Genomic DNA, 25784 nt, shown 5'->3' with positions numbered 1-25784 from the left:
GAGTGCGGCCCGGCCGTCTGGCGGTACGACCTACCAGGGCACGTTCTTGCCCTTGCCCTTGGCCGAGCCCGTCATCTTCTTGGGCCAGAAGTAGACGAAGCAGCGCACGTCACGCCGCTTGGCCCAGTCGCTCTCGCCGCGCATCAGGTCGCTGTAGTAGGACAGCTTGGACGAGGTCTTCGGCAGCCCGACGAACTTGGCGACCACGTCGTTGCACGCGTCGTGGATGGGCTCCCAGCTCGCCTCGCTGGACGGGTACTCGGTACCGGCCGGCAGGACCACCGCGCCCGCGTACTCGGCGTGGTGCGGGGTGGAGCAGGCGACCTCCTGGATGTCGACGATCTCGTCGTTCTCGTTCTCGTTCGCGGTCTGGCAGCCGTACCGCAACGTCGCGGGGATGCCCCCGGACAGGTCCTGGCTCGTCGAGGCCGGCCTGGTGTAGTCGTTGTACGGGACCAGGTCGCACTCCCACCAGCGGGTGGCGCCGGGCGGCGTGGTCTTGGCGTACACGACCTTGATGTCGAGCCTGCCGCCGCGCCAGTCCGCACCGCCGAGGAACTTGCGGGCCATCCCGTCGCACTCGGCATAGGCCTTGTCCATCGCTTCGGTGCTGGCCCCGTCGGAGCCCAGCTCGCCGCCGCCGACGATCTGCAGGCTGTGCGGCGCGGTGCAGTCGACCACCTTGTCGAGGTGCCGTTCCTGGGTGACCCGTTCGATGTCGCCGAGGACCTTCAGGCAGACGCCCGCCTTCGGCTGGTAGGCCGCGGCGCCTGAAGGACTCGGGCTGCCCCCGGCCTGGCTGTCGCCGGACGAGGTCGACGAGCATCCGGCGGCGAACATCAGGGCGGCGCTCGCGAACAGTGCGAGACGTCTATACGTCACTATTCTCTCCCCGTTTTCGGATTCTGAGAACCTACTGGGAAGATCACCGATGGAGATCGGCCTACCGGGCAACCTCCGCTGCCCACCGGGTCCGGAAATCCGCCGACCGCATACCGTCGCCTGCCGCCGGGTCCGGCGCCGCCGCCGCGACGGCTCTCGGCCAGCGCGTCAGACCCCGAGGTGGGACGAGGGCTGGTGGGGCGTCGCGCCTGACGTTGAAAGCGTCCTCGCCCGTGTACGTGACTACGGGTGGGCGAGGACGCTCCCGGCTCGCACCGCAGCCAGCCTACGACATAGTCGACTCGGTAGTCACTCCCGAAAGTGTGCCAACTCCCGGGTCACGCGACGCGGCGCAACTCCAGGAAGCGGTAGCTGAGCAGCCCTCGCAGCAGCGCCCACTGCAGCGCGTCGCCGCCCACCAGCGACTGCCAGTACCGCCCCGACGGCCGGAACACCCGCCCCACCGCGAGCAGCACGCTGATGAACCGGTCCCGCGGCCGCCGCAGCTCCAGATACGCCGACAGGTCCAGGTCCCGGACCAGCTCCAACCCGTGCCGCGCCGCCGCGCTCCGCACCTCGTCGACGGTGAGCAGCGACCCGACGTGCCAGCCCGTACGGAACTCGGCCAGGCGGCGCGCCACCCGCGGCGGATCCGGCACCTCGGCCGAGGTGCGGAAGTCGTCGCAGACGATCAGCCGACCGCCCGGTCGCAGGCAGCGCGCCGCCTCGCGGAAGTACCCGTCGGGGTCCGGGCTGTGGATGAACGCCTCGATCGAGAAGGCCAGGTCCGCCGACCCGGCGAGGTCGTCGGGCAGGTTCAGGTAGTCGCCCTGGCGGCACCGTACCCGCGCGCCCAGGCCGGCCTGCTCGATCAGCTCGGCCGCCCGCGCCGCCTGCGCCCCGCTGATGGTGACGCCCTCGCCGGTCAGCTCCGCCCGGCCCGCCAGCCAGAGCAGGCTGGCCCCGACCCCGCAGCCGAGGTCCAGCACCGACGGCACGGCGACCTCCGGCGGCAGCGCGCGCAGAACAAGCTCGTCGACGTGGTGAAACGCCTCGGCCCGGGTGGCGGCGCCCGGTCCCCACACCGCGCGGTGGATGGACGCGCCGCCCTGCCCGAGCCGTTCGAACGCGGCGGCGTTGTCGTCGTAGTAGCGCCGTACCCGCTCGGTGCCCGCTGCGGCGTCGGTGGTCATCCCGCCGACTCTAGACATTCGGCACCGCCCGTCAACCCGCTGCCGCGATCGTCCGGTGTAACCGGCACCGCCGCCGGGTATCCGTACCGCATGCATCGACGTACCGTCCTGACCGGACTGCTCCTCACGCCGCTGCTCGCGGCCGGTTGCGCACCGTGGCGAGACGACGACCCCGAGCGCGGCCACGACGGTTTCGGGCGGGCGCACACCGTGTCGGCGGCGCGGGCCGACCGGGACACGGCCGCGCTGACGGTCGTCAGCGGCGCCACGACGCTCACCGTGCGCGCCGCCGACCTCGGCGACGACCTCTACCGGATCAGTACGCCCGAGGACTCCGGCATCTCCCCGGAGGTCGTCGAGTCCGGCGGACGCCACCAGCTGCACCTGTCCGCGACCGGCGAGCACGGCCCCGCCGTCGTCGAGGTGCTGCTCAACCAGCAGGTGCGCTGGGATCTCCGCTTCTCCGGCGGGGCGACCGAGACCCTGGTCGACATGGGCGCCGGACGCCTCGGCGCGATCGACTTCACGGCCGGTTCGAGCCGGATCGAGGCGGTGCTGCCGCGTCCGGAGGGGACGCGGACGGTCCGGATGGCGGGCGGCGCGAGCGATTTCCTGGTACGGGCACCGCAGGGCGTCCCGGTCCGCGTCAGCGCCGGTGGCGGCGCCGCCAACGTGACCGTCGACGGCCAGCGCCGCTCGGGTGTGGCGGGCGGCTCGGTCTTCGCCCCGCCCGCCTGGGACAGCTCCACCGACCGGTACGACGTCGACGCCGTCGCCGGCGTCTCCACCCTCACCGTCGCCCGCACCTGACCCCACCCGTCCCCCGCATCAGCGGAGCTGCCGACCAGCAGTGGCGATCTCGGGGCCGCCTTCCGCCGATGATCGCCGCCTGCGGCCGGAACGTAGTCCGAGAGCCGCTCCGCCGACCACAGACCGCGATCTTGGACGTCATGGCAGCCAGAGATCACTGGCCGAGGCCGGAACATCGACTCGCAGCCGAGTCGCATTCGGCGAAATCCGCACCGTCGGCCGCCATCGAACCCTGCCGGACGCGACAAACCAGCCCCGAAGCCCCGGCCGCCGGCCAGTGATCGCAGTCAGCGGCCAGAATGCGGCCCCAGAGCCGAGCCACTGACCTAGAACGAAGATCTTGCCGCAGAAAGCCGGTCCGGAGACCCCGAAACAGTGATCTTGCGGGGAGGGGCGCCGCCGGGGCCGCCGCCAGCCGGGCCAGAGGTGATCTCGCAGCGTGCCGGTGCGGATCACGTGCGGGCTACTCCCGGTCGGGGCCTGTCGGCAGGCCGAGCTCGACCGCGTACGCGTCGTGCAGTCCGGCCCAGCCGTGGGCCTTGGCGTCGCGGCCGCGGATCGCCTGGACGGGCTCGCCGTCGAGCAGCCGGGCGAGGACGTCGAGGCACAGGTGCCAGCCTGCGGCGACCTTGGGCAGCCAGTCGCGGTCGGCCATGGTGTGGCGCAGGGTGAGCCGGGTGCCGGCCCCGGCGGACGGGACGAGTTCCCAGCGCAGGCTGTCCTCGCCCCAGGTGTGGACGAGCAGCGCGGGCGGCTCGGCGCGCAGCACTTCCGCGTCGAGGTCGTGCCGCTCGTCGCCGTCGACCATGGTCAGCACGGCGCCGCCGGTGCCGCTCAGGTCGCGGTCGGCGTCGTACGGGGCCCAGCGGGACAGCCGCGCCGGTTCGGTGAGCGCGGTCCAGACGGCGCGCGGCGGGTGCGGCAGGTCGCGGGCGAGCACGAGCGTCCAGCGTCGGCCGCTGGGTTCGCAGTGGACGTCGGCGAGCGCCCCGCCCGCTGCGGTCTGGTTGTTCATGGTCGGCCCCTTCACGACGGCGTCGCAGTTCATGTAACACCGTCGGCGATCGTGACGGGCACCACACCCGAAATGGGAAGGTGTGTTTACAGTCAGCGGTTCATGATCGGTACCGACTTCAGGAGGCGACGGCATGGCCCGGCTGTAGACGCGTGACTTCACGCTGTACTTCGTGGCGCGCGCGGTGGCGCTGCTCGGCGACGGGATGCTGCCCGTCGCGGTGGCGCTGGCGGTGCGCGAGGCGGGGCACGGCGCCGCCGGGGTGGGCCTGGTGCTGGCCGCGTTCATGGTGCCGTTCGTGGCGCTGATCCTGTTCGGCGGCGTGCTGGCCGACCGCGTCGGGGCCCGGCGCCTGATGGTCGGGGCGGACCTGGTCCGCGTCGGCACGCAGACGGTCACCGCGGTCGCGCTGTTCTCCGGGCACGCGCCGCTGTGGCTGCTGGCGGGCACGTCGGCGCTGGCCGGAGCGGCGGCGGCGATGTTCCAGCCGGGGTTGGCGGGCATGGTGCCGCTGCTGGCCGCCGACGTGCAGCGGGCCAACGGGGCGCTGCGGGTGGCCGACGCGGGCGCGCAGCTGCTCGGCCCGGCGCTGTCGGCGGTGCTGGTCGTGGCGACCGGCGCGGGCACCGTGTACGCGTTGAACGCGGCGACCTTCGCCGTCAGCGCCGTGTGCCTGCTCGCGCTGCGGCTGCCCGCGCACCCGGTCGCGGGGGCGGCGAGCGTCGCCGCACTGCGCCGGGACCTGCGTGAGGGCTGGACGGAGTTCCGGTCGCGCAGCTGGATGTGGAGCGTGATCCTGATCTGGTTCGGGTACGGCGTCGTCCTGTTCGGACCGCTGATCCCGATCGGCTCGGCGCTGATCACCGACCGGCTCGGCGACGAGGCGTACGGCTGGGCGATGTCGGCGATGGGCGCCGGGACGATCCTCGGCGGCCTCGCGGCGATGCGCCTCAAGCCGGTGCGCCCGCTGGCCGCCGGGGCGCTGGTGCTGGTCGGGTTCGTGCTGGTCCCGCTGACCACGGCGCTGGCCGCGCCGCTGCCGGTGCTGCTGGCCGGGCACGCGGTGGGTGGGCTGTCCTGGGCCTTCTGGTCGGTCATGTGGGCCACCAGCGTCCAGACCCACGTCCCGCGCGACGTGCTCAACCGGGTCTCGGCGTACGAGATCGCGGGATCGGTGCTCGGGATCCCGCTGGGGCAGGTGCTCGCCGCGCCGCTGGCCGGGCTGCTGGGCGCGGACCGGCTGCTGCTGCTGGGCTGCGCGGTCGGTGTCACCGGCTGCGCGCTGCTGCTGGTGATCGCGCCGACCCGCCGACTGCGCCGGGTGGAGCTGCCCGCCCCGGCGTGACGCTCAGGCATTTACATGCATGCATCACTCCAGTACTGTCTCGCAGGCATGACGGACTTCCTCGTCGTGGGCGGCGGGATCGCCGGGGCCGCGGCCGGTTACTTCCTGTCCCGGCACGGCGCGGTGACGCTGGTCGAGATGGAGACCGCGCCGGGCTACCACGCGACCGGCCGCTCGGCGGCACTGTTCTCGGAGTACTACGGCAACGACGTCGTCCGCGCGCTGACCGAGGCGAGCAGGCCGTTCCTGACCGAGCCGCCCGACGGGTTCGCCGAGCACCCGCTGCTGACCCCGCGCGGCGTGGTGGCCCTGTGCCCGGCCGGGGCCGAGGAGCTGTTCGAGCGGGCGCTGGCCCGGGGGCTGGCGGCGCCGGTGCCGGCGTACGAGATAGGGCCCGGCGAGGTGGCCCGGCACTGCCCGGTGGTGCGCCCGGAGTGGTTCACCCGCGCGCTGTACCGCCCCGCCGCCGCCGACATCGACGTGGACGCGCTGCACCGCGGCTTCCTGCGCGGGATCACGGCCGCGGGCGGGCTGGTGCTGACCCAGGCGCGGCTGCACGAGCTGGTCCGCGACGGCGCGGGCTGGCGGGCGCGGACCACCGCCGGCGAGGTGCGCGCGGGCGCGGTGGTCAACGCGGCCGGGGCCTGGGCCGACGAGGTCGCGGCGCTGGCCGGGGTGCGGCCGGTGGGCCTGGTGCCCCGGCGGCGGACGGCGTTCCTGGTGGACGGGCCGGAGGGGGCTGGCGCCTGGCCGATGGTCTGCGACGTGACCGAGACCTTCTACGTCAAGCCGGAGTCCGGGGCGCTGCTGGTGTCCCCGGCCGACGCCACCCCGGCGGTGCCCGGCGACGCCCGGGCGGAGGACCTGGACGTCGCACTGGGCCTGGAGCGGCTGCGGGAGGCGACCACGCTGCCCGCGCGGCGGGTACGGCACGCCTGGGCGGGACTGCGCACCAGCGCGGCCGACGACGTGCCGGTGGTCGGCCCGGACCCGGCCGCCGACGGCTTCCACTGGCTCGCCGGGCTCGGCGGGTACGGCGTGCAGATCGCTCCGGCGGTGGGGCGGGCGCTCGCCGCCGCTGTCGTCGGCGAGGCCGGGGCACTCACTGACGTGAATGAGATGATGGCGGTGAACCGCCTTCTCTCCTGTTCCGGGCACATGTGAATCTTGCGGACAACTATTTAAAGTCTCGTAAACGATCGTTCCAGGCATTCGCAAACCCCGCTGTATGCTCTAGTCTTCCCCTCCATCAGGCATGTGCACTAATGGATGGATCGCTGTCGCCTGCGCTACCCGCGCCCGGCGGTCCACCGACGATGGAGGACGGATGGGCTCCGGTCACGCCCCGGAAAACGGTCACTATTCCTGCACCATCCCCGCGTACCCGAGTGACCCCGGAGCAGGCGAGCAGCCCGGCGAGCTCGCGTGCGCGGCCGCGCTGGCCGCCGTGGAGACCGCCACCCGCCTCTCGCGCACCCTGCCCGTGCGGGTGCGCGAGGCCGACACCTGGCACTGCCTGCCGACCTGGCCCGACACGCTGCGCGAGCAGGACGGCCCCACCGCCCGCGCGCAGGTGCGCGAACTGATGGGCGGCTTCTCCGCCGACACCGAGGCGGCGCTGGAGGTGCTGCTCGGGCAGGGCACCGGCCGCCCCCTGCTGGGCGTACGCGTCAGCCTGCGGGTGACCGGGCACCGGCTCACCGCCGACGTGGCGATCGCGCCCGGCGACCCGTGGGCCGGCATGGCCGACGCGGTGGCCGAGCTGTTCGCCGAGGTCGTCCGCGCGCTGCTGGCCGAGCCGCAGCTGTCGCCCGCCGCCACTGACGGCCTCGGCGCCGCCTCCCGCCAGCTGCTGCTGGGGCGGCTGGCCGGACGCGAGGTCGAGCACGGTCCGTTCCGCGCCATCCCCCAGCTGTTCGAGGACCGGGTCGACGAGCACCCGGACGCCCCCGCGCTGAGCTACGGCGGTCGTACACTGTCCTATCGCGACCTCGACGACCACGCCAACGCGCTGGCCGCCAAGCTGCCCGGCCACGGCGTGACCCGGGGCACGGCGGTGCCGGTGCTGCTCGGCAACAGCCTGGAGCTGCCGGTGGCGTACCTCGCGCTGATGAAGCTCGGGGCGGCCTTCGTGCCGCTGGACCCGGCCTGGCCCGCCGACCGGCTCACCGCCACGCTGGAGGTGCTGGCCGCGCCCGTGGTGCTGTGCGCCGACGCCGGCTGCGTGCCGCCGCACTGGCGCGAGCGGGTGCTGCCGGTCGCGGTCGGCGCGACGCCGGCCCGCGCGCCCCGGCCCGGGGTGGTGCTCGGACCCGACGACGTCATCTACGGCATCTTCACCTCCGGCACCACCGGCACGCCCAAGTGCGCGATGAACCTGCACGGCGGCCTGACCAACCGCTTCCGGTTCATGACCCGCTACTTCGGCGGCGGCGGGCAGGTCGTGCTGCAGAACAGCAGGCACACCTTCGACTCCTCGGTGTGGCAGCTGTTCTGGCCGCTGACCACCGGCGGCCGCACCGTGGTCCCGGCCCAGGGCGACTTCCTCGACCTCGGGCGCACCGTGGACACCATCGCCGAGCACGGCGTCACCATGACCGACTTCGTGCCCAGCATCTTCAACGCGCTGGTGACGCTGGTCGACCACGACGAGCGGGCGCTGGCCCGCATCAGCACGCTGCGCCGCCTGATCGTCGGCGGCGAGGAGATGAACCGGCAGCTGGCGCACCGGCTGATGGCGCTGCTGCCCGCGGTGGGCCTCACCAACGGGTACGGCCCGACCGAGGCCTCCATCGGCATGGTCTTCCACCGGGTGAACCCGGACGAGACCGGGGCCGTGCCGCTGGGCCGCCCGATCGACAACTGCTACGCGGTGGTGGTGGACGAGGCGCTGCGGCCGCTGCCGCGCGGCGCGGTCGGCGAGATCGTCATCGGCGGGGCCTGCCTGGGCAGCGGCTACCTGGGCGACCCGGAGCGGACCGGGCAGGTGTTCGTGGCCAACCCGTTCCCGGAGATCCCCGGGCAGCGGCTCTACCGCACCGGCGACCTGGGCCGCTACGACGAGCGCGGGCTGCTGCACTTCCACGGGCGGCGCGACTTCCAGGTGAAGATCGGCGGCGTACGGATCGAGCTGGGCGAGATCGAGACGGTGGCGGAGGGCTGTCCCGGCGTACGACAGGCGCGGGTGCTGGTCGCCGAGCACGACGGAGCCAAGTCGCTGGCGCTGTTCGTCGACGGCACGGTCACCGAGGCGGCGCTGCGGGAGCACCTGCGCACCGCGCTGCCCCGCAACAGCCTGCCCCGCCACTACTTCGTGCTGCCCGAGCTGCCGCGCAACGCCAACGGCAAGGTCGACCGGGCCGCGCTGCACGAGCGGCTGGACGCTTGGCTGCACGGCAACGCGGCCGCGCTGGCCGCCGACGACGGACCGGCGCCCGACGAACCCACCGCGCGGATGCTGGCGCTGTTCCGGCGCACGCTGGGGCGGCCCGAGCTGCGCGCCGACGAGAGCTTCGTGCGCGCGGGCGGCGACTCGCTGCAGGCGCTGACGCTGACCTCGGTGCTCAGCCGCGACAGCGGGATCCGGATCGGGGTACAGGACCTGTTCCGGCACCCGACCGCCGAGCGGCTGACGGCGCTGCTCGCCACCCGGCAGGCCGACCCGGCCGAGGTGGAGGTCGACGAGGCGGTGCTGATGGACCGCGACGCGGCCGGGGCGGCCGGGCTCACCGTGCCCGCCGTGATCCCGACCCAGCGGGGGCGCGAACCGCGCACGGTGCTGGTCACCGGGGCGAGCGGGTTCGTGGGCAGCAGGCTGGTGTACGAGCTGCTGGCGCGCACGACCATGCAGGTGGTGTGCCTGTGCCGGGCCGACGGCGACGCGCAGGCGCTGACCCGGGTGGTCGCGGCGCTGACCGAGCAGGGGCTGTGGCAGGCGCGGTTCGGCGACCGGCTGCGGGCGTACGCGGGCGATCTCGGCCGGCCCGACCTCGGCCTCGCGCCGACGACCTGGGACCACCTGGCCCGCACCGTCGACGCGGTGCTGCACAACGGCGCGCTGGTGAACTTCCTGTTCGACTACCGGGCGCACCGGGCCGCCAACGTCACCGGCACCCTCGAGGTGCTGCGGCTGGCCCTGGCGCACCGGCCCAAGCAGCTGCACCACGTGTCGACCCTCGGCGTGCTCGACACCGAGGCGGTCCGGCACAACCGGCCGCTGGCCGAGCGCTTCGACGTGGCCGCCGCGTCCACCCCGCACAGCGGCTACGGCCGGTCCAAGTGGGTCGCCGAGCGGCTGCTCGCGCAGGCCGCCGCGCAGGGCGCGCCGGTCACGATCTACCGGCTGGGCGAGGTCATGCCCGACGCCGACAACGGCTTCCCCAACCGGCGCGCGCTGACGCACCTGATGCTGTCGGCCTACCACCGGCTCGGCGTGTGCCCCGGCGCGGCCAGCCGCTCCGACTACACCCCGGTCGGCTACGTGGCCCGCCGCGTCGTCGCCGGGCTCACCGACCCGGCCGCGTGGGGCCGCACGCTGCACGTGTTCCACCCGGAGAGCGTCTGCTTCGGCGACGTGCTGTCGCGGGTCGGCCGCCCGATCGAGCGCATCCCGAACCTCGACTTCCTGGCCCGGCTGCGCGAGGCCGCCCTCGACACCGGCGACGCGGAGCTGAACACGCTGCTCACGCTGCTGAAGGTGCCGCCGGGCGCGACCGAGCACGCGGTCGGGCGCCGCTTCGGCGGCCTGCTGACCGACAACCCGCGCCTGTTCGCCAAGGACGAGTGCCGCCGGCTGGAGCAGCGCTGGGGCCTGTCCGACGAGTGGCTGTACGGCCCGATCGCCGCCTACCGCGACCACCTGGACCGCCACCTGGCCCCGCTGGGCCGCTTAGAGCTGCCGGCGCTCACGCCGGCGCATTGAACAACCGCGTGCACCACTACGGAAGGAAACGAATGCAGTACCGCAAGATGGGCCGCCTCGGCTGGGACGTCAGCGAGATCGGCTACGGCATGTGGGGCATCGGCGGCGGGCCCGGCGGCTTCACCGGCTGGGACTACGACACCGCCCCCGGCGCCCTCGACGAGGCGGTCGAACTCGGCTGCAACTTCTTCGACACCGCCTGGATCTACGGCCGCGGCGTCAGCGAGCAGCTGCTCGGCGCCCTGCTCAAGCGCCACCCCGACCGCCGCCTGTACGTGGCGACGAAGATCCCGCCGAAGAACCGCGAGTGGCCGCCGCGCCCGCAGGACACCCTGGACGACGTCTTCCCGGCCGACCACATCCGCGAGTACACCGAGCGCAGCCTGGAGAACCTGGGCGTGGACCGCATCGACCTGATGCAGCTGCACGTGTGGGAGGACCGCTGGGCCGACGACGGCGCCTGGCAGGAGGCGCTGGCCGACCTCAAGCGCGACGGGCTGGTCGACGGCATCGGGATCAGCGTCAACCGGTGGGAGCCGGTCAACTGCCTGAAGGCGCTCGACACCGGGCTGATCGACGCGATCCAGGTCATCTACAACATCTTCGACCAGGCGCCGGAGGACGAGCTGTTCGAGCGGGCGCTGCGCGACGACATCGCGATCATCGCCCGGGTGCCGTTCGACGAGGGCGCGCTCACCGGCACGTTCACCCTGGACACGACGTTCCCGGAGGGCGACTGGCGGGCGACGTACTTCGGCGAGGAGAACCTGGGGCCCAGTGTGGCGCGGGCCGAGCGGCTCAAGGAGATCCTGCCGGAGGGCATGACGCTGCCGGAGCTGGCACTGCGGTTCATCCTGCACCACCCGGCGGTCGGCACGGTCATCCCCGGCATGCGCAAGTCGGCGCACGTGCGGGCCAACCTCGCCACCAGCGACGGCGTGCCGCTCAGCGCGGACCTGCTGGCCGAGCTGCGCGAGCACCGGTGGGACCGGACGCCGACCTGGTGGTCGATGTGACCGTGATCGCCATGTGGGCGCATCCGCGGGCCGCCTCGACGGCGTTCCTGCGCATGATGATCGCCCGCGGGGACGTCACGGTCGTACACGAACCGCTGGTCACGCTCACCGACTGGCAGGAGACGCCGCTGCCGGACCGCGACGGGGGGACCCGGGTGTGCCGTACACCCGGGGAGATCCTGTCGCACCTGGTCGACCTGGGCCGGGACCGGACGGTGTTCTTCAAGGACACGATGGAGTACCGGTACCAGTACCTGCACGACCACCCCGACGAGATCGCCGGGATCGAGCACACGTTCATCGTGCGCGACCCGGCCAAGGCGATCAGCTCCCACTTCGCGATGAAGCCGGCGATGTCCTGTTCGGACGTCGGCTACGAGCACCAGTGGCACCTGTTCGAGCTGGCCCGGCAGGTGCTGGGCCGCGAGCCGGTGGTGGTCGACGCGGACCGGCTGCTGCGCGAGCCCGCCGCGGTGGTCGCGGCGTACTGCGCGGCGGTCGGGCTGCCGTTCCGGCCCGAGGCGCTGACCTGGGCGCCGGAGGACCGGTCCGAGTGGCAGCGCACCAGGCAGTGGCACGTCGACGCCAGCCGCTCCAGCGGCTTCGGCGCGCCCGCCAAGCAGTACGGGGCCACGGTCGCCAACAACGACCTGCTCCGCTCGTACTACGAGCACCACCTGCCCTTCTACGAACGACTTGTTGAGCACGCCCTATGAACGGAGCACCGCTATGAGCACCACCGTCGTGACGCCCGCGGACAAGAGCCTGTCCCCAGGTGAGGCGTTCGCGCGCGCGTACGCCGCCGACCGGGAGAAGGCCGAGGTCGTCTTCGACTTCACCATCACCGACGCGTTCCAGCCGACCAAGGACCGGCCCCGGGTGACCGTCCGCAACCTGTTCAAGAAGCGGCCCGCCGAGGGGGACGAGACCCGGTTCTGGAGCGAGAGCCGCCCGACCGCCGACGAGGCGGCCACGGTGCACGAGTCGGGGCTGCGCCGGGAGGCGGCGTTCAAGTTCGGCATGTCCAGCGCGAAGGTCGCCCCGGTGCGGGCCTGGGTGCAGATCCCGCCGGAGCTGGTCGACGACCTTGAGGCGCTGGCCGTGTTCGTGGACTTCCGGCTGCTGGTGCGCCTGGCCACCGCCGAGAACCAGGCGCTGACCATCGGCGAGCAGGGCCTGCTGAGCCACCCCGGCATCGCCGAGCTGCCGTACCACGGCGACTACGTGACCGGGCTGATGGCGGCGTGCAACGAGATCGAGCAGACCGGCGCCACCGCCCACGCGATGATCATCAATCCGGTGGACTACTACTACCACCTGGTCGGCAAGGGCACCCTGCTCGAGGACCTGGCCCGCAACGGCACCGTCATCAGCCGCACCCGCATGGTCGACCCGGGCTGCGCCCTGGTCGGCGACTTCGCGATGGCCGCCCGCCTGCTCGACGGCGGCCGGTCCAGCATCCGCGTCGCCGAACCGCCGGCGGGCACGTTCGCGCAGCCCGGCCTGGCCGTCTGCGCCGAGATCTGGGCGGGCGTGGCGATCCACCTGCCGACCCACTTCTTCCACGTACGCCCGGCGGCGATCCCGCAGCAGCGGAGCGGGCAGTGACCGGCAGGTTCGAGGCGCTGCGCTTCTACGCGCCGTTCCAGCCCCTGTTCGGGGCGATCTTCTGCTGCCTGCTCAGCGTCGGGGCGTCGCTGGCCGTGCTGCCGCTCTACGTCAAGGGCGAACTGCACGGCGGCGACGTGATGGTCGGCGTGGTCATCGCCGCGATCGCGGTGTCGGCCGTGGTCACCCGGCCGATCGCGGGCCGGTACGCCGACCGGCACGGCTACAAGAAGGTCATGCTCGCCGGTGCCGTCACCTGCGGCGTGGCGAGCCTGGCCTACCTGCTCGCCGCGAACGAGATCGTGCTGATCGCGGTGCGGGTGCTGCACGGCGCGGGCGAGGGCATGATCTACACGGCCGGGGCCGCGTGGCTGGTGCTGCTGTCCCCGGCCGCGCGGCGGGGGCGTGTCGTCGGCCTGTACGGCATCTTCATGTGGACCGGCATCACCCTCGGCGCCCTGATCGGCACCCTGATCCTCAAGGGCACCGGCGGGTACACCGCGGTGTGGCTGTTCTGCGTCGCGGCGGCGGCCGTCGGCGGCCTGCTGGTCGTGCTCAAGCCCAAGCCCGAGCAGCCCGCCCCGACGGCCCGGCCGCCGCTGGTGGCCCCGTCGGCGGTGCTGCCCGGCATCGCGCTGTCGCTGGCCGCGTTCGGCTACGCGGCGCTGGCCGCGTTCGTGGTGCTGCACCTGGACGCGCGCGGGATCGCCGGGGGCATCGCCGCGTTCAACGCGTACGGCTTCACCTACGTCGGCGTACGGCTGTTCCTCGGCGGGCTGCCCGACCGGCTCGGCCCCAGCCGGGTCGCGCTGTGGTCGGCGCTGGTCGAGGCCGTCGGGCTGCTCACCGTCGCGCTCGCGCCGAACCTGATCGTCGCCGTCGCGGGCGGCCTGATCGTCGGGGCGGGGCTGTCGCTGCTGTTCCCGGCGCTGGCGCTGGTCGTCATCAACCGCACCGAGCAGTCCCAGCAGGGCGCGGCCCTGGGCGCGTTCACCTCGTTCTGGGACATCGGCCTGGCCGCGGGTGGTCCGCTGGCCGGGCTCATCGCGACGGGGTGGAACTATCCCGGCATCTATTACACGATGACCGCATGCGCGGTCGCCTCCGCGGCTCTGGCTCTGGTGGAGGCGACCAGCCGGGCTCGGGTACCGGTCCCGTCCTGAGCCCACCGCCGCGCCCGGCCCGGCCCTGACGCCCCCGGGCCGGGCGCGGCACCCTTCCCCCTCCCCCTCGCAGCCCGGCGCCGGGCTGCGGTTGCGGGAAAGTGCACGAATCCGGCCGCATTTCCGGCAGTCTCCCCGAACCCGCTGACGCAGCCGGCGCTAGGCCAGGCGGATGAGGCCGGCTCGGGTCGGGGTGAAGCCGCAGGCGGCGAAGTAGAAGCCGTCCAGGTGCTCCTCGAAGTCCACATGGAGCCATTCGCATCCCGCCGCGCGGGAGCGCTCGACCGCCACCTCGACCAACCGGGCGCCGACGCCTTGGCGCCGCAGGTCGGCGGCGGCGACGGTGTCCAGCAGGAACGCGTGCGCGGAGCCGTCCCAGATCACGTTCACGAAGCCGACCAGGCGACCTCCCGCGCGGGCGCAGACCCAGCCGAGGCTGTGCCGCTCCACCTGGGCCCGCCAATCGTGGCCGACGGGGTCGTAGCCGAAGCCCTCGGCGTGCAGCCGGTCGGCCTCGTCGCTGGTGAACTCGCCGCGCCAGGTGTACTCGACATCCATCGCGCGAGTATCGCGCATACCGCCACGCCCCCGACATGCCTTTTCTCGACACTGGTTCATATCTTGAGAAAATCGTCTCGTATCACAGGACGAGGTTTAGCGTGGACGGTATGCCGAACCAGGTCTACACCCATGGCCACCACGAGAGTGTGCTGCGCTCGCACCGCTGGCGTACCGCCGAGAACTCCGCCGCGTACCTGCTGCCCCACCTGGCCGCGGGCATGTCGGTGCTCGACATCGGCTGCGGCCCCGGCACCATCACGTGCGACCTGGCCGCGATCGTCGCACCGGGCCGGGTCACCGCGGTGGAGATCACCGCCGACGCGCTGGAACTGGCCCGCGCCGAGGCCGAAGCGCGCGGCGTCGACAACATCGACTTCGTCGTCGCGGACGTGCACGCCCTGCACTTCGCCGACGCGAGCTTCGACGTCGTCCATGCCCACCAGGTGCTGCAGCATGTCGCCGACCCGGTCCGGGCGCTGCGCGAGATGCACCGCGTGTGCCGCCCCGGTGGGATCGTGGCCGTCCGCGACAGCGACTACGGCGGCTTCACCTGGTATCCGCAGCTGCCCGACCTGGACCGCTGGCTGGAGCTGTACTACCAGGCCTGCCACAACAACAAGGGCGAACCCGACGCCGGGCGGCGGCTGCTGTCGTGGGCCCGGGCGGCCGGGTTCACCGACGTCACCGCCACCGCCAGCCTGTGGACCTTCGCCGACGACCGCGACCGGCAGTGGTGGGGCGGGATGTGGGCCGACCGGATCGTCGAGTCGGCGATGGCCCAGCAGGTGCTGCGCGAAGGCCTGTCCACCGAGGCCGAGCTGCGCCGGCTCTCGGCCGCGTGGGCGGCCTGGGCCGCCGACCCCGACGGCTGGTTCACCGTCCTGCACGGAGAGATCATCGGGCGGGTCTGACCACCGCACCGCTAAAGCATCCCTGGGCCGGCAGCGCGATGGCGGTCGGCGCGAGGTGGTGCCCTAGCGCGTTACACCTCATACGGTGTGGCCACACCGTATGAGGTGTAACGCGTGGCATGAGTCAGCCCACGGTCAGGGTCCAGGTATCGATCCGACCGACGTCCGCCGACGCGGCATCCTGTACCCGCAGCCGCCAAGAGCCGTTGGCGGTCTCACCGGAGAGGTTCACCGTGAACGTCTGGTGGATGTCGTCCGCGCTGCCGCCGGACCGGTTGCTCAGCGAGTAGCTCGAACCGTCCGGTGCGACCAGGCTGACCACCAGATCACCACGGTACGGGTGGACGATGTGCACCTCGGCCGTGGACGCCGCCGACGCCGCCCCGGGGCAGCCGCTGATGGTGATCACGCTTTCCACCGCGGCACCCGCGTCCGGGATCGCCACATCGGTCGGGTTCGTGGCCCGGCAACCGCCGGGGCCGTTGACCGTGAGCACGTAGGACGCGGTACGGGTGGCGCTGGTGCCCGTGCCGGTGACGGTGATCGGGTAGGTCCCCGGCGCCACCGAGGCGGTGGTGCTGAGCGTCAGCGTGGAGCTGCCGCCGGCCGTCACGGTCGACGGGTTGAAGGACGCGGTCACGCCCGCCGGCAGCCCGGCCGCCGACAGCGTCACGCTCTGCGCGGAGCCGCTGGTCACCGTCGTGGCGACAGTCGCGGTCAGCGAGCCGCCGGGGTTGGTCGCGCCCGCCGTCGGCGACACCGAGACCGCGTAGTCGTTGCCGGTGGCCAGGCCGGTCTGCGCGATCGCCAGCGTGCTGCCGACGGGGTTGAGCCGCAGCCCGGCCCCGGCCGGCGGGCGCAGCGTGTAGTCGTAGTCGGTGGAGATCACCACGAGGCCGATCCGGTGCCCGGCCGCGAAAACGTAGTCCTTGGGCTGCATGGCGAAGTTCAGCGTGTACTCCGTGCCCTGCACGACCTTCTCGCTGGTGGCCCGGCTGTTGCGGTTCTGCGGGTCGATCCAGCCCCGGGTCACGATCACGGGGGTGGTGCTGGTGCCGGTACCGCCGTAGTCGACCAGCAGCGCGGTCACGTTGGCGTCGTTGCGGTTGGTGACGGCCAGGCGCAGCGAGACGCGCGGCGAGCCGGTCAGCGTCACCGCGGCGGCCAGGTTGCCGGTCCGGTACACCAGCCGGTTGGCGTTGGCGCTGTCCGGGTTCGCGACCAGGGTCGTGGCGGTGCTGCTGCGCCCGTTGTCGGTGAACGACTGCGCCGTGGCGCCGCTCGGCGTGCCGAGGGTCAGCCCGCCGGGCGCGGTCGCCGACGCCGCGTCGAGCTTGAACACGGCCTCGGTGGCGCCGGGGTTGGGCCAGTCCGCGTACTGGCGCCAGGTGCCGTCCTTGAACTGCACCTCGGCCCGGGGCTCGGTGAGGACGCCGTTGTTCACGCCCTTGAGGAAGTACTCGAACCAGCGCTCGACGGTCGCCTTGTAGTCCGCGCGGGAGGTCGTGCCGTGGCCGCCGTTGTGCAGCCAGATCTTGCGCGGCACGTTGTTCGCCCGCAGCGCGTCCCACCACTGGGCGTAGTGCTGGCCCTTGACGTTCCAGTCGGCCTGGCCGTGGATGACGAACACGCCCGCGCTGACCCGGTTCGCCTTGCCGACGTAGTCCCGGTCGGCCCAGAACTGCTTCCAGTCGCCGGTGACCCGGTCCTGGTCGGTCTCGATCTGGTTGATCCGGCTGGTGCAGTCGGTGCGGTCGACGACCGCCCGCGCCAGCACGTCGGCGTCCTCGCCCTGGTAGCCGCCCGGCGCGACGACGAGCCCGTTGGCCCGGTAGTAGTCGTACCAGCTGGAGATCGCCGAGATCGGCACGATCGCCTTGAGCCCGGCGACGCCGGTGGCGGCGGCCATGTTCGGCAGCGTGCCGTTGTACGAGATGCCGATCATGCCGACGTTGCCGGTGCTCCAGGACGCCGTCACCTGCGCACCCGCGGCGCTGAACCCGCGCGCCCGGCCGTTGAGCCAGTCGACCACCGCCGTGGTGGCCAGCGTCTCCTGCATGTCTCCGCTGGTCGGGCAGCCGTCCGAGTCACCCGTGCCCAGGCTGTGGCCGAGCACCACCGCGTACCCCTTGGGCACGAAGTAGTCGTCGTACCAGTCGGGCAGGTCCGGCACGGGCTTGGCGACGCTGACGCCGGGGCCCGTCGCCGCCGAGGCGCCCGGCGTGACGCCGAACAGGCTCTCCTGCGGCAGGGCGGTGACGTTCACCCCGTGGTTCGCGGCGTTGGCCAGCCCGTTGCGGTACGGGCTCTGCTCGAACACGACCGGGAACGGCCCGCCCGTCGACGGCCGGGCGATGTCGATGGCGATCCGGTCGAGCCGCCCGTCCCCGTTGGAGTCGACGCTGGACTCGACGTACACCCGCTCCTCGATCTGCGCCAGCGCCGCCGCCCGCAGCGGCGCTCGGGGCGGGGCCGCCGCGTTCGCACCGGCGGTCGAGACCGGGAGCGCGGCTGCGAGCAGGACGAAAACGGTCGCTACGCGGTGGGTGAACCGCATGTGGCTTCCTTCCAGGGGTGTTGGACAGTCGCCGAATGCCAGATGAGCATGATGGTTGTCGATGTTGTCAGATCGACGCCGGTGATTCAACCCCGCGACCGCGCACCCACCGCAGCCCCGACCGCGGCCCTCGCCCGCAGCGAGCACCGCGGCGAGCCCGCCACCCGTCGTCCGGCGCGCGAAGATCGCTACTTGAGGTCACAGGCCGCTTCCGGGCACCAGAAAATGACCGCGGTCAGCGATCAAAGCCGGTTCCATCCACCGTGATCGCCGCTTGCGGTCGGTTGCTGCGCCAAGCAGCCCCGAACCAGTGCCCGACACCCCGCACGCCGACACCCGGGAGGCCCATCGCCCCACCTAGCATTGACGCTGGCCTATCCAGAAGACCCGTTCGCGAAAACAGTCTTCTAGATAGGCCAGCGTCAATTGAAGAAGGGGGCGCGACCAGGCGACCGGCGCCCGGCCGGTTACAGGCGGTCGAGGATGGAGCGCATGGTGGCGATCTCGGTCGACTGGCTGTTGACCACCTGCTGGGCGAGCTGCCGCACCAGCGGGTTCGCGCCGTCGACCAGCTCCTGGTCGGCCATGTTGAGCGCGCCCTCGTGGTGGGCGATCATCAGGGTCAGGAACATCCGGTCGAACGGCGTACCCGAAGCCTGACCCAGCGCCTTGAGCTGTGCGTCGGTGGCCATCCCCATCATCGCGCCGTGGTCGCCGCCGTGCCCCGGGCCCATCCCGCTCGCACCCGGCGTCGGCTGCTGGTACGCGTCCAGCCAGTCCAGCATCGTGTCGATCTCCGGCTGCTGCTGCGCCTTGATCTGCGCCGCCAGCTCCTTCACCCGGGCGTCGTTCGCCCGGCTCGCGGCGAGGTCCGACAGCTCCACCGCCTGCCGGTGGTGCGGGATCATCATCTGCACGAACATCACGTCGGCGGCGTTGAAACCGGCCGCCGACGCCGACGCGGCGACCGCGGCGTCCGGCACCGCCCCGTGGCCCATGCCCGCGTGGTCGGTGCCGCAGCCCCCGAGCAGGGCGGCCGCGAGCGGCGCGAGCAGCAGCGCGGCGGGACGGTGACGGCGGGAGCCGGGCATGGACGCGAGCCTTCCGGTGGGTGCACCGGCGGGTCCGGCGTACCGGTCAACGCTAGTGCATCGCGGGGCGGTGGCCGGTGAAGAACTCGCGGGGCGGCCGGTCCTCGGTCGTCTGCTCCTCGACGACGCGCACGTCGAACCCGGCCTCGGCGAGCAGCCGCAGCCAGACGCCCCGTCCGAACAGGCCGGTGCGGTGGGTCTCGTGGACGCTGCGGACGGTGCCGTCGGGCTCGCGCAGCAGGAACGTGTACTCGGTGGCGGTCCAGGTGTCGGTGGGGTCGGGGTCCCAGGACCAGGACAGGTAGCGGGCGGCGCGGCCGTCGGGGGCGTCGGTGCCGCCGTGGTCGGTGCCGGCTTCCCAGCTCTCGGTGGTCTCGTCGGGCACGAACACGGCCACTCCGCCGGGGCGGGTGTGGGCGTACGCGGTGGCGACGGCGGCGCGCAGGTCGTCCTCGGTGGTCATGTAGTCGACGGCGTCGTGGACGTAGACGGCGTCGAAGGCGCGGCCGAGGCGGACGGTGCGCATGTCGCCGACGTGGTGCGGGCAGCCGGGGTTGAGCAGCCGCGACATGGCCAGCATCGGCTCGGACAGGTCCACCAGCGTCAGTTCGTAGTGGCGGCGCAGGTGCACGGCGTTGTGGCCGCCGCCGCTGCCCAGCTCCAGCACCTCGCGTACCGGGATGGCGGCGCCGGCCAGCACGGCGGCGCCGAACGACGCCTCCTCGGCGTAGTCCTCGGGCGGGGAGAGCAGCGGCCACCATGGGGCGAGGTCGCCGTAGAACCGGTAGTCGGGCGCCTGGGTCATGGAGTCCATCCTGGCGGCGTCGCGGGAATCACACGACCCCGTTTCGGGTGCGATCGGGTATGGTCTGGCGCATGACCCCGCAGTGGCTCCGCGACCGCCGTCCCGGCCGGTCCCTGCCCGCGTCCGGGTCCCGCGTCGTGCGACGACGCGTTCCGGCAGCCCGCTGAGCGCACCCGCGCCCGGATCAGCGTCGCTGCCGCCATACCCCTGAAGGCTTCTCGCCTTTCGCCCCGCCCTGCCTTCTCGCAGAAAGCGAACGATCCGCCATGATCGATTTGGAATCCCTGCTGCACGACCGGTTCGCGTCGGCCTTCGCCACGGTCGCCGACGGCCCCGCGGACCCGGCGCTGCGCCGCTCGCAGCACGCCGACTTCCAGGCCGACGGGGCGCTCGCGCTGGCCCGCAGGCTGGGCCGCAACCCCAGGGAGGTCGCCGCCGAGATCCTGGCCGCGGCCGACCTGGCCGACCTGGCCGACGCCGAGCCGGCCGGGCCGGGCTTCATCAACGTGACCCTGCACGACGACGCGGTGGCGCGGCTGCTCGGCCAGGTGTACGGCGACCAGCGGCTGGGTGTGCCGACGGCCGAACTGCCGCAGACGGTGATCATCGACTACTCGGCGCCCAACGTGGCCAAGGAGATGCACGTCGGGCACCTGCGCTCCACCGTCATCGGCGACGCGGCGGCCCGGGCGCTGACCTGGCTCGGCCACGACGTGGTGCGGGCCAACCACCTCGGCGACTGGGGCACCCCGTTCGGCATGCTCATCGAGCACCTGCTCGACATCGGCGAGGCCGAGGCCGTGCACGAGCTGTCCGTGGGCGACCTGAGCGGCTTCTACCGGGCCGCGCGGGCCAAGTTCGACGGCGAGCCCGGCTTCGCCGACCGGGCCCGGGCGCGGGTGGTCGCGCTGCAGGCCGGGGACGAGGCGACGCTGCGGCTGTGGCGGCTGCTGGTCGCCGAGAGCGAGAAGTACTTCCTCAGCGTGTACGCCAGACTCGGCGTCACCCTGACCGACGCCGACTTCTGCGGCGAGTCCTTCTACAACGACCGGCTCGACCCGGTCGTCGACGAGCTCGAACGGCTCGGCCTGCTGCGCGACAGCGGCGGGGCGCGGTGCGCGTTCCCGGCCGGGTTCACCGGGCGCGACGGCGAGCCGCTGCCGATCATCGTGCGCAAGACCGGCGGCGGCTACGGCTACGGCGCCACCGACCTGGCCGCGATCCGGTACCGGACCCAGGACCTGCACGCCGACCGGATGCTGTACGTCGTCGGCAACGAGCAGCGGCAGCACCTGGAGATGGTGTACCAGACCGCGCGGGAGGCGGGCTGGCTCAAGGAGCCCGCCGAGGCCGTGCACGTCGGGTACGGCCTGGTGCTCGGCGCCGACGGCCGCAAGCTGGCCTCCCGGTCCGGCGACACGGTGAAGCTCGCCGACCTGCTGGACGAGGCGGTGACCCGGGCCCTGGCACTGGTCCAGGAGAAGAACCCGGAGCTCGACGCGCAGACCCAGGCGGCCGTGGCGCAGTCGGTCGGCATCGGCGCGATCAAGTACGTCGACCTGTCCAGCGAGCGGGGCAAGGACTACACGTTCGACTGGGACCGGATGCTGTCGTTCAGCGGGGACACGGGGGCGTATCTGCAGTACACGTACGCGCGGATCCAGTCCATCTTCCGCAGGGGCGGGGTGGTGCCCGATCCGGCGGCGGTGCTGCTGGTGGCGCACCCGGCGGAGCGGGCGCTGGCCATGGAGCTGCTGCACTTCCCGGCGGTGGTGACCCTGGCCGGGCAGACGCTGCAGTTCCACCGGCTGGCGGCGTACCTGCAGGGGCTGGCCGGGGCGTTCACGTCGTTCTACGACAACTGCCCGGTGCTCAAGTCGAAGGACGAGGTGCTGGCCAGCCGCCTGGCGCTGTGCGACCTGACCGCCCGCACCATCGCCCGGGGCCTGGACCTCCTCGGCATCACCGCCCCGCCGCGCATGTGACGCGCTTTCGGGGAAAGTGCCAGAATCTTGAACTGGATTCGTGCACTTTCCCCGAAACTGCGGCGTGGGGGTCAGTCCGTCTCGTCGGTGAGGCGGTCGCGCAGGGCGGCCAGGGCGCGGGTGAGCAGGCGGGAGACGTGCATCTGGGATACGCCGACCTCTTCGGCGATCTCCGTCTGGGTCCGGCAGTCCACGAACCGCAGCTGCAGGATGCGGCGCTCCCGCTCGGGCAGGGTGTCGATGGCCTGGCGCAGCGCGTCGCGGTCGGGCAGGCTCTCGACCTCGCCGTCCACGTCGCCCAGCAGGTCCATCAGCTGCCCCTCGCCCCCCTCCTCCCCCACGGGTGCGTTCAGCGAGCCCGCGGTGTACGCCCCGGCGCAGTCCAGCGCCGCGCGCACCTGCTCGGCGCGGACGCCCAGGTGCTCGGCGAGGTCGTCGACGGTGGGCGTGCGCTGCAGCTGCTGGCTCAGCTCGGGCACCGCCTTGCACACGGCCAGGTGCAGCTCCTGCAGCGAGCGCTGCACGTGCAGGGTCCAGGTGCGGTCGCGGAAGTACCGCTTGATCTCGCCCAGCATGGTGGGCAGCACGTAGCTGGCGAAGGGCACGCCCCGGTCGGGCTGGTAGCGGTCCACCGCCTTGATCAGGCCGATGGTGGCGACCTGGGTCAGGTCGTCGAGCTCCTCGCCGCGGTTGCGGAAGCGCAGGGCGAGCCGACGCGCCACGGGCGCGCAGCCGCAGATGATCTCCTCGCGCAGCCGTTCCTTGCCGACGTCGCAGTCCGGCAGACGGTGCATGAGGAGCAACTGATCATGGAACTGGGCAAAGGTGTCGCTGAGTGAGCCCGTTCCGCCGGAGGCGGTCAAGGTGGTGTTCATGGCCGGAACCTGGGTCCCCTGCCGCGGTCGCGCCCCGCGCGATGCGACGACAGGAAGAGCTAGGCGGTGGTGCCCTGCTGCTGGAGCACCTGACGCGGCCAACGGTGCGGCAGCGCCGGTTTGCCGCTTTCACGACGTGGGTAAGCCTACTCCCCGAATCCCGTCCGAGGCGATGCACCGCGCTGTCACGATTTCGGCGCGGGCGGGGTGAGCAGCCTGCCCACGCCGGTCACATCGAGGACCTTCGCCACCCACTGCTGGGCGTCCCGCACGTACAGGTGGTGGCCGAGGTCGGCGGCGCACTTGTACGCGTCGAACAGCGAACGCACCCCCGTCGAGTCCAGGAAGCCCACCCCGGACAGGTCGACCATGACCACCGGGGCGGCCTGGACCGCCGCGCACAGCTCGTCGCGCAGCGCGTCCGCGGTCATCAGGTCGATCTCGCCCTGGACCCGCACCACTGCCAGGCCGTCCTCGGTGCCGTGCGTTACGCCGTACTCGCGACCCATCGGGCTCCTCCCGTCCTCCTTACCCATTAACGCATGTCAGCGATGTACCGGACACCGGTCGCACCGCCTGGCCGCACCGCGGGCCGGTCTGGTAGAGAGAAGGCGGACAACGGCGGTTTGGGCGACAGAACAGCGGGGCAGAGGGACTTCCATGGTGCGAGCGGCACGGCAGCAGCCCGCGGACGACGACTGGGTCGCACGGGTACAGCGCCTGGAGTCCGAGGTGAGCGGCCTGCGCAAGGCCATGCGCACCCGAGGGCTCATCGAGCAGGCCAAGGGCATCCTGGCCGAGCGGACGGGCTGCGACCCGGAGACCGCGTTCGGGCAGCTGTCGGCCATGTCCCAGCAGCGCAACGTCAGCGTGGTCGACCTGGCCGCCGACATCGTCGGCGCCCGGGTGCCGGCCAACGCCGCCGGGCAGGACCCGGTGTCCCCGACCGCACCGCCCGCCCCGGTGGTGGCCACCCCGGCCGCGCTCGGCTCGCAGGTCGCCGCGGCGGTGGCCGGTCCGCGCACCCGGGTGGGGCTGTCCGACGAGCCGGATCAGCCGCTGCCCACCGCGCTCGCCCGGCAGCTGCGGCGGTGCCTGGCCGCGATGGACGCCGCCGAGGACTTCGCGGCGCTGGCCCGGGCCCTGGTCGGGATCGGGATGGGCGACCCGCCCGGCGGCGCGGCGGCCGTGTTCGCCGTCGAGCCGGACGAGGCGGTGCGGCTGGTGGCCAGCCACGGCTGGCCTGCCCAGGTGGCCAGCGAGTGGCGCCGCTCGCCCAGTTCGCTGCCGACGGTGGTGGGCCAGGCGGCCCGGACCGGACGGCCGGTGCTCGTGGACGGGACCACCCCGCACGGCTACGTCCTGATCGGGCCGGGGGTGGCCCGCGCGGCGTTCCCGCTGGTCGCCGACGAGCAGGTGGTGGGGGTGCTGGCCCTGGTCTGGGGCGAGCCGCAGGAGTTCGGCGCGGTCGACCGCGCGTACCTCGACCAGCTCGCCGCCGGAACGGGCCGAGCACTGCGTCGGCTGTGGCCGACCGCCGAGGACGCGCCGGCGCCGCTGCCGCTGTGGCTGGCCTCGATGCTCGAGGTGATGGACGGCCCCGGGCACCTGCTGGTCCCGGTGTACGGCGCCGACGACACCGTCGAGGACTTCACCGTCGCGGCGGTGAGCCGGCAGGCCCGCAGCGACGAGGGCGACACGGTGGGGCGGCGGCTGCTCGACGCGTACCCGCAGCTGGGCGCCAACGGGGTCTTCGACGCGTACGTGAAGCTGCTGCGCGACGACGTGCCGTTCAGCCGCGACGCCAGCACCGAGGACGCCCTCATCGACGGCCGCCCCCGCCGGGTGGTGCTCAACCGGCGCGCGGTGCGCATCGGGGACGCGCTGCTGGCGAGCTGGTCGCGCATCGACGACGCGCTCAGCAACGACGAGCGGATGGCCCGGCTGGAGACGCTGGGCCGGTTCGGCTGGGCCGAGTGGGACCTGCGCGCCAAGGACGCGGTCTGGTCGGCCGGCCTGTACGGGCTGGTCGACCGCGATCCGGAGCACGGGCCGACGACGCTGGACAAGTTCGCCGGGTTCTTCGCCGCCACCGACCGGGGCGCGCTCAAGCAGCTGCTGACCGACCTCGCGCAGGGCGGCCCGGAGCTGGCCGAGCTGCGGCTCAACACCACCCGCGGCATCATGCCGGTGCGCGTGTTCGGCGAGGCCGACGTGCACGACGGCGAGGTGCGGCTGATCCGGCTGGTGCTGCAGGACGTCTCGGAGAAGCGGGCGGCGCAGGACCGCTCCACCCGCAGCGAGAACGCCGCGGCCGCGCGGCAGCTGCAGCTGGCCGCCGAGCAGGCGCTGACCAGCAACCTGACCCGGCTGCTGTACCCCAACCGCGACCTGGCCCTGGCCGGGTCCGGGGTGCGGGTCACCGGCCGCCACTACGCCGCCACCTCGCCGCGTACGCCGCTGCGGGGCGACTTCTGCGACGCCGACCGGCTCGACGACGGCAGCATGCTGTGCGTCATCGGCGACGCCTGCGGCACCGGCCTGGTCGCGGCCGCGGCCGTGGTGCGGCTGCGCTTCCCGGTGATGGCGCTGGGTATGGCCGGGGCCGCCCCCGCCGACATCCTGCGCAGCATCAACGACATGATCATGCGGGCGCCGGACGCGCCCCTGGCCAGCCTGCTGATCGCCCGGTACCGCCCGCAGGACCGTACGCTGACCTGGGCCTCGGCCGGGCACCTGCAGCCGATCCTGGTGCGCGACGGGGTGGCGCGCACCGTCGACGAGCCGACCGGGCCCATGCTGGGCCTGATGGACGGCATGGGGTTCGCCACCGCTTCGATGACGCTGGCCCCGGGCGACAGCCTGGTCGCGTTCACCGACGGGGTGCTGCACCGGCGCAAGCGCGACCCGCTGTCGGACTTCCGGGACCGGGTCGAGGCCGCGCACCGCGAGGGCGGCAGCGCCGCCCTGTGGGAGATCACCCCGAGCGAGCGCGACGACGAGGCCTGCCTGCTGGTCCTCGACGTCGCGGCGGAGGGCTGACCGC

20 protein-coding genes are annotated in these 25784 nt (G+C 73.0%); 11 read left to right on the top strand and 9 right to left on the bottom strand.

Annotation, left to right across the window (positions count from 1 at the left end):
- Window positions 1–30 precede the first annotated feature (30 nt).
- A complete protein-coding gene (locus QEZ54_RS17120; RefSeq protein WP_281305610.1) occupies window positions 31–882 on the bottom strand; it encodes a septum formation family protein in 852 nt (283 codons plus the stop codon).
- Window positions 883–1220: 338 nt separating this feature from the next.
- Window positions 1221–2075: a class I SAM-dependent methyltransferase gene (locus QEZ54_RS17115; protein WP_281305609.1), complete on the bottom strand. Its 855-nt coding sequence runs from the start codon at window positions 2073–2075 to the stop codon at window positions 1221–1223.
- A gap of 90 nt (window positions 2076–2165) precedes the next feature.
- Here QEZ54_RS17115 and QEZ54_RS17110 point away from each other — a divergent pair, with 90 nt between their 5' ends.
- Window positions 2166–2885 (top strand): hypothetical protein, encoded by a 720-nt coding sequence (locus QEZ54_RS17110; RefSeq protein WP_281305608.1) that lies wholly within the window; start codon window positions 2166–2168, stop codon window positions 2883–2885.
- Window positions 2886–3348: 463 nt separating this feature from the next.
- Here QEZ54_RS17110 and QEZ54_RS17105 read toward each other — a convergent pair whose 3' ends face one another.
- Window positions 3349–3900 (bottom strand): SRPBCC family protein, encoded by a 552-nt coding sequence (locus QEZ54_RS17105; RefSeq protein WP_281305607.1) that lies wholly within the window; start codon window positions 3898–3900, stop codon window positions 3349–3351.
- Window positions 3901–4063: 163 nt separating this feature from the next.
- Between QEZ54_RS17105 and QEZ54_RS17100 the strand changes: the two genes are divergently transcribed.
- The 7 genes from QEZ54_RS17100 to QEZ54_RS17070 all read left to right on the top strand — a co-directional run bounded on the left by QEZ54_RS17100 (window position 4064) and on the right by QEZ54_RS17070 (window position 13953).
- Window positions 4064–5245 carry an MFS transporter gene (locus QEZ54_RS17100; protein WP_281305685.1) on the top strand — a complete coding sequence of 394 codons (1182 nt, stop codon included), beginning with the start codon at window positions 4064–4066 and terminating at the stop codon, window positions 5243–5245.
- A 48-nt stretch (window positions 5246–5293) separates the two neighbouring features.
- Window positions 5294–6409, top strand: a complete 1116-nt coding sequence (locus QEZ54_RS17095; RefSeq protein ID WP_281305606.1) for an FAD-binding oxidoreductase — start codon at window positions 5294–5296, stop codon at window positions 6407–6409.
- Between the two features lie 163 nt (window positions 6410–6572).
- Window positions 6573–10166 carry a non-ribosomal peptide synthetase gene (locus tag QEZ54_RS17090; protein ID WP_281305605.1) on the top strand — a complete coding sequence of 1198 codons (3594 nt, stop codon included), beginning with the start codon at window positions 6573–6575 and terminating at the stop codon, window positions 10164–10166.
- A 32-nt stretch (window positions 10167–10198) separates the two neighbouring features.
- Window positions 10199–11182 (top strand): aldo/keto reductase, encoded by a 984-nt coding sequence (locus QEZ54_RS17085; protein WP_281305604.1) that lies wholly within the window; start codon window positions 10199–10201, stop codon window positions 11180–11182.
- Window positions 11149–11898, top strand: a complete 750-nt coding sequence (locus tag QEZ54_RS17080; RefSeq protein WP_281305603.1) for a hypothetical protein — start codon at window positions 11149–11151, stop codon at window positions 11896–11898. The genes QEZ54_RS17085 and QEZ54_RS17080 overlap by 34 nt, the downstream gene beginning before the upstream one ends.
- A gap of 13 nt (window positions 11899–11911) precedes the next feature.
- Window positions 11912–12790 carry a family 3 encapsulin nanocompartment shell protein gene (locus tag QEZ54_RS17075; RefSeq protein WP_281305602.1) on the top strand — a complete coding sequence of 293 codons (879 nt, stop codon included), beginning with the start codon at window positions 11912–11914 and terminating at the stop codon, window positions 12788–12790.
- A complete protein-coding gene (locus QEZ54_RS17070) occupies window positions 12787–13953 on the top strand; it encodes an MFS transporter (protein ID WP_281305601.1) in 1167 nt (388 codons plus the stop codon). Before QEZ54_RS17075 ends, QEZ54_RS17070 begins: the two co-directional genes overlap by 4 nt.
- A gap of 159 nt (window positions 13954–14112) precedes the next feature.
- Here QEZ54_RS17070 and QEZ54_RS17065 read toward each other — a convergent pair whose 3' ends face one another.
- Window positions 14113–14511 carry a GNAT family N-acetyltransferase gene (locus tag QEZ54_RS17065; protein ID WP_281305600.1) on the bottom strand — a complete coding sequence of 133 codons (399 nt, stop codon included), beginning with the start codon at window positions 14509–14511 and terminating at the stop codon, window positions 14113–14115.
- A 110-nt stretch (window positions 14512–14621) separates the two neighbouring features.
- Between QEZ54_RS17065 and QEZ54_RS17060 the strand changes: the two genes are divergently transcribed.
- Complete coding sequence (locus QEZ54_RS17060; RefSeq protein WP_281305599.1) at window positions 14622–15425, top strand: methyltransferase domain-containing protein; 804 nt, start codon at window positions 14622–14624, stop codon at window positions 15423–15425.
- 124 nt (window positions 15426–15549) lie between these two features.
- Here QEZ54_RS17060 and QEZ54_RS17055 read toward each other — a convergent pair whose 3' ends face one another.
- The 3 genes from QEZ54_RS17055 to QEZ54_RS17045 all read right to left on the bottom strand — a co-directional run bounded on the left by QEZ54_RS17055 (window position 15550) and on the right by QEZ54_RS17045 (window position 19878).
- Window positions 15550–17982, bottom strand: a complete 2433-nt coding sequence (locus tag QEZ54_RS17055) for a CocE/NonD family hydrolase (RefSeq protein ID WP_281305598.1) — start codon at window positions 17980–17982, stop codon at window positions 15550–15552.
- Between the two features lie 467 nt (window positions 17983–18449).
- Window positions 18450–19073, bottom strand: a complete 624-nt coding sequence (locus QEZ54_RS17050; RefSeq protein ID WP_281305597.1) for a DUF305 domain-containing protein — start codon at window positions 19071–19073, stop codon at window positions 18450–18452.
- Window positions 19074–19125: 52 nt separating this feature from the next.
- A complete protein-coding gene (locus tag QEZ54_RS17045) occupies window positions 19126–19878 on the bottom strand; it encodes a class I SAM-dependent methyltransferase (protein WP_281305596.1) in 753 nt (250 codons plus the stop codon).
- A 269-nt stretch (window positions 19879–20147) separates the two neighbouring features.
- Between QEZ54_RS17045 and argS the strand changes: the two genes are divergently transcribed.
- Window positions 20148–21863 (top strand): arginine--tRNA ligase, encoded by a 1716-nt coding sequence (argS, locus tag QEZ54_RS17040; RefSeq protein ID WP_281305684.1) that lies wholly within the window; start codon window positions 20148–20150, stop codon window positions 21861–21863.
- A gap of 71 nt (window positions 21864–21934) precedes the next feature.
- Here the strand turns inward: argS and QEZ54_RS17035 are convergent, their stop codons facing one another.
- Together QEZ54_RS17035 and QEZ54_RS17030 are read right to left on the bottom strand one after the other, a co-directional pair.
- The gene (locus QEZ54_RS17035) at window positions 21935–22657 is read right to left on the bottom strand and encodes a SigB/SigF/SigG family RNA polymerase sigma factor (protein WP_281305595.1); all 723 of its coding nucleotides are present in this window, start codon (window positions 22655–22657) and stop codon (window positions 21935–21937) included.
- Window positions 22658–22923: 266 nt separating this feature from the next.
- Window positions 22924–23247 carry an STAS domain-containing protein gene (locus QEZ54_RS17030; protein ID WP_281305594.1) on the bottom strand — a complete coding sequence of 108 codons (324 nt, stop codon included), beginning with the start codon at window positions 23245–23247 and terminating at the stop codon, window positions 22924–22926.
- A gap of 151 nt (window positions 23248–23398) precedes the next feature.
- On the opposite strand from QEZ54_RS17030, the gene QEZ54_RS17025 reads away from it, so the two are divergent.
- Window positions 23399–25780 (top strand): SpoIIE family protein phosphatase, encoded by a 2382-nt coding sequence (locus QEZ54_RS17025; RefSeq protein ID WP_281305593.1) that lies wholly within the window; start codon window positions 23399–23401, stop codon window positions 25778–25780.
- The last annotated feature ends 4 nt before the right edge of the window (window positions 25781–25784 follow it).

Source organism: Catellatospora sp. KI3, from assembly GCF_029948125.1.
Lineage (GTDB): Bacteria > Actinomycetota > Actinomycetes > Mycobacteriales > Micromonosporaceae > Catellatospora.
The sequence above is the reverse complement of the archived record's forward strand: the minus strand, read 5'-3'. Positions and strand labels throughout refer to the sequence as shown.

Excerpts from the sequence above, each read along its gene's own strand:
- QEZ54_RS17060 (WP_281305599.1), top strand. The coding sequence starts at position 14,622 with ATGCCGAACCAGGTCTACACCCATGGCCACCACGAGAGTGTGCTGCGC.
- QEZ54_RS17035 (WP_281305595.1), bottom strand. The coding sequence starts at position 22,657 with ATGCACCGTCTGCCGGACTGCGACGTCGGCAAGGAACGGCTGCGCGAG.
- QEZ54_RS17025 (WP_281305593.1), top strand. The coding sequence starts at position 23,399 with ATGGTGCGAGCGGCACGGCAGCAGCCCGCGGACGACGACTGGGTCGCA.
- QEZ54_RS17075 (WP_281305602.1), top strand. The coding sequence starts at position 11,912 with ATGAGCACCACCGTCGTGACGCCCGCGGACAAGAGCCTGTCCCCAGGT.
- QEZ54_RS17065 (WP_281305600.1), bottom strand. The coding sequence starts at position 14,511 with ATGGATGTCGAGTACACCTGGCGCGGCGAGTTCACCAGCGACGAGGCC.
- QEZ54_RS17085 (WP_281305604.1), top strand. The coding sequence starts at position 10,199 with ATGCAGTACCGCAAGATGGGCCGCCTCGGCTGGGACGTCAGCGAGATC.
- QEZ54_RS17105 (WP_281305607.1), bottom strand. The coding sequence starts at position 3,900 with ATGAACAACCAGACCGCAGCGGGCGGGGCGCTCGCCGACGTCCACTGC.
- QEZ54_RS17045 (WP_281305596.1), bottom strand. The coding sequence starts at position 19,878 with ATGACCCAGGCGCCCGACTACCGGTTCTACGGCGACCTCGCCCCATGG.
- QEZ54_RS17110 (WP_281305608.1), top strand. The coding sequence starts at position 2,166 with ATGCATCGACGTACCGTCCTGACCGGACTGCTCCTCACGCCGCTGCTC.
- QEZ54_RS17115 (WP_281305609.1), bottom strand. The coding sequence starts at position 2,075 with ATGACCACCGACGCCGCAGCGGGCACCGAGCGGGTACGGCGCTACTAC.
- QEZ54_RS17050 (WP_281305597.1), bottom strand. The coding sequence starts at position 19,073 with ATGCCCGGCTCCCGCCGTCACCGTCCCGCCGCGCTGCTGCTCGCGCCG.
- QEZ54_RS17090 (WP_281305605.1), top strand. The coding sequence starts at position 6,573 with ATGGGCTCCGGTCACGCCCCGGAAAACGGTCACTATTCCTGCACCATC.
- QEZ54_RS17095 (WP_281305606.1), top strand. The coding sequence starts at position 5,294 with ATGACGGACTTCCTCGTCGTGGGCGGCGGGATCGCCGGGGCCGCGGCC.
- QEZ54_RS17055 (WP_281305598.1), bottom strand. The coding sequence starts at position 17,982 with ATGCGGTTCACCCACCGCGTAGCGACCGTTTTCGTCCTGCTCGCAGCC.
- QEZ54_RS17030 (WP_281305594.1), bottom strand. The coding sequence starts at position 23,247 with ATGGGTCGCGAGTACGGCGTAACGCACGGCACCGAGGACGGCCTGGCA.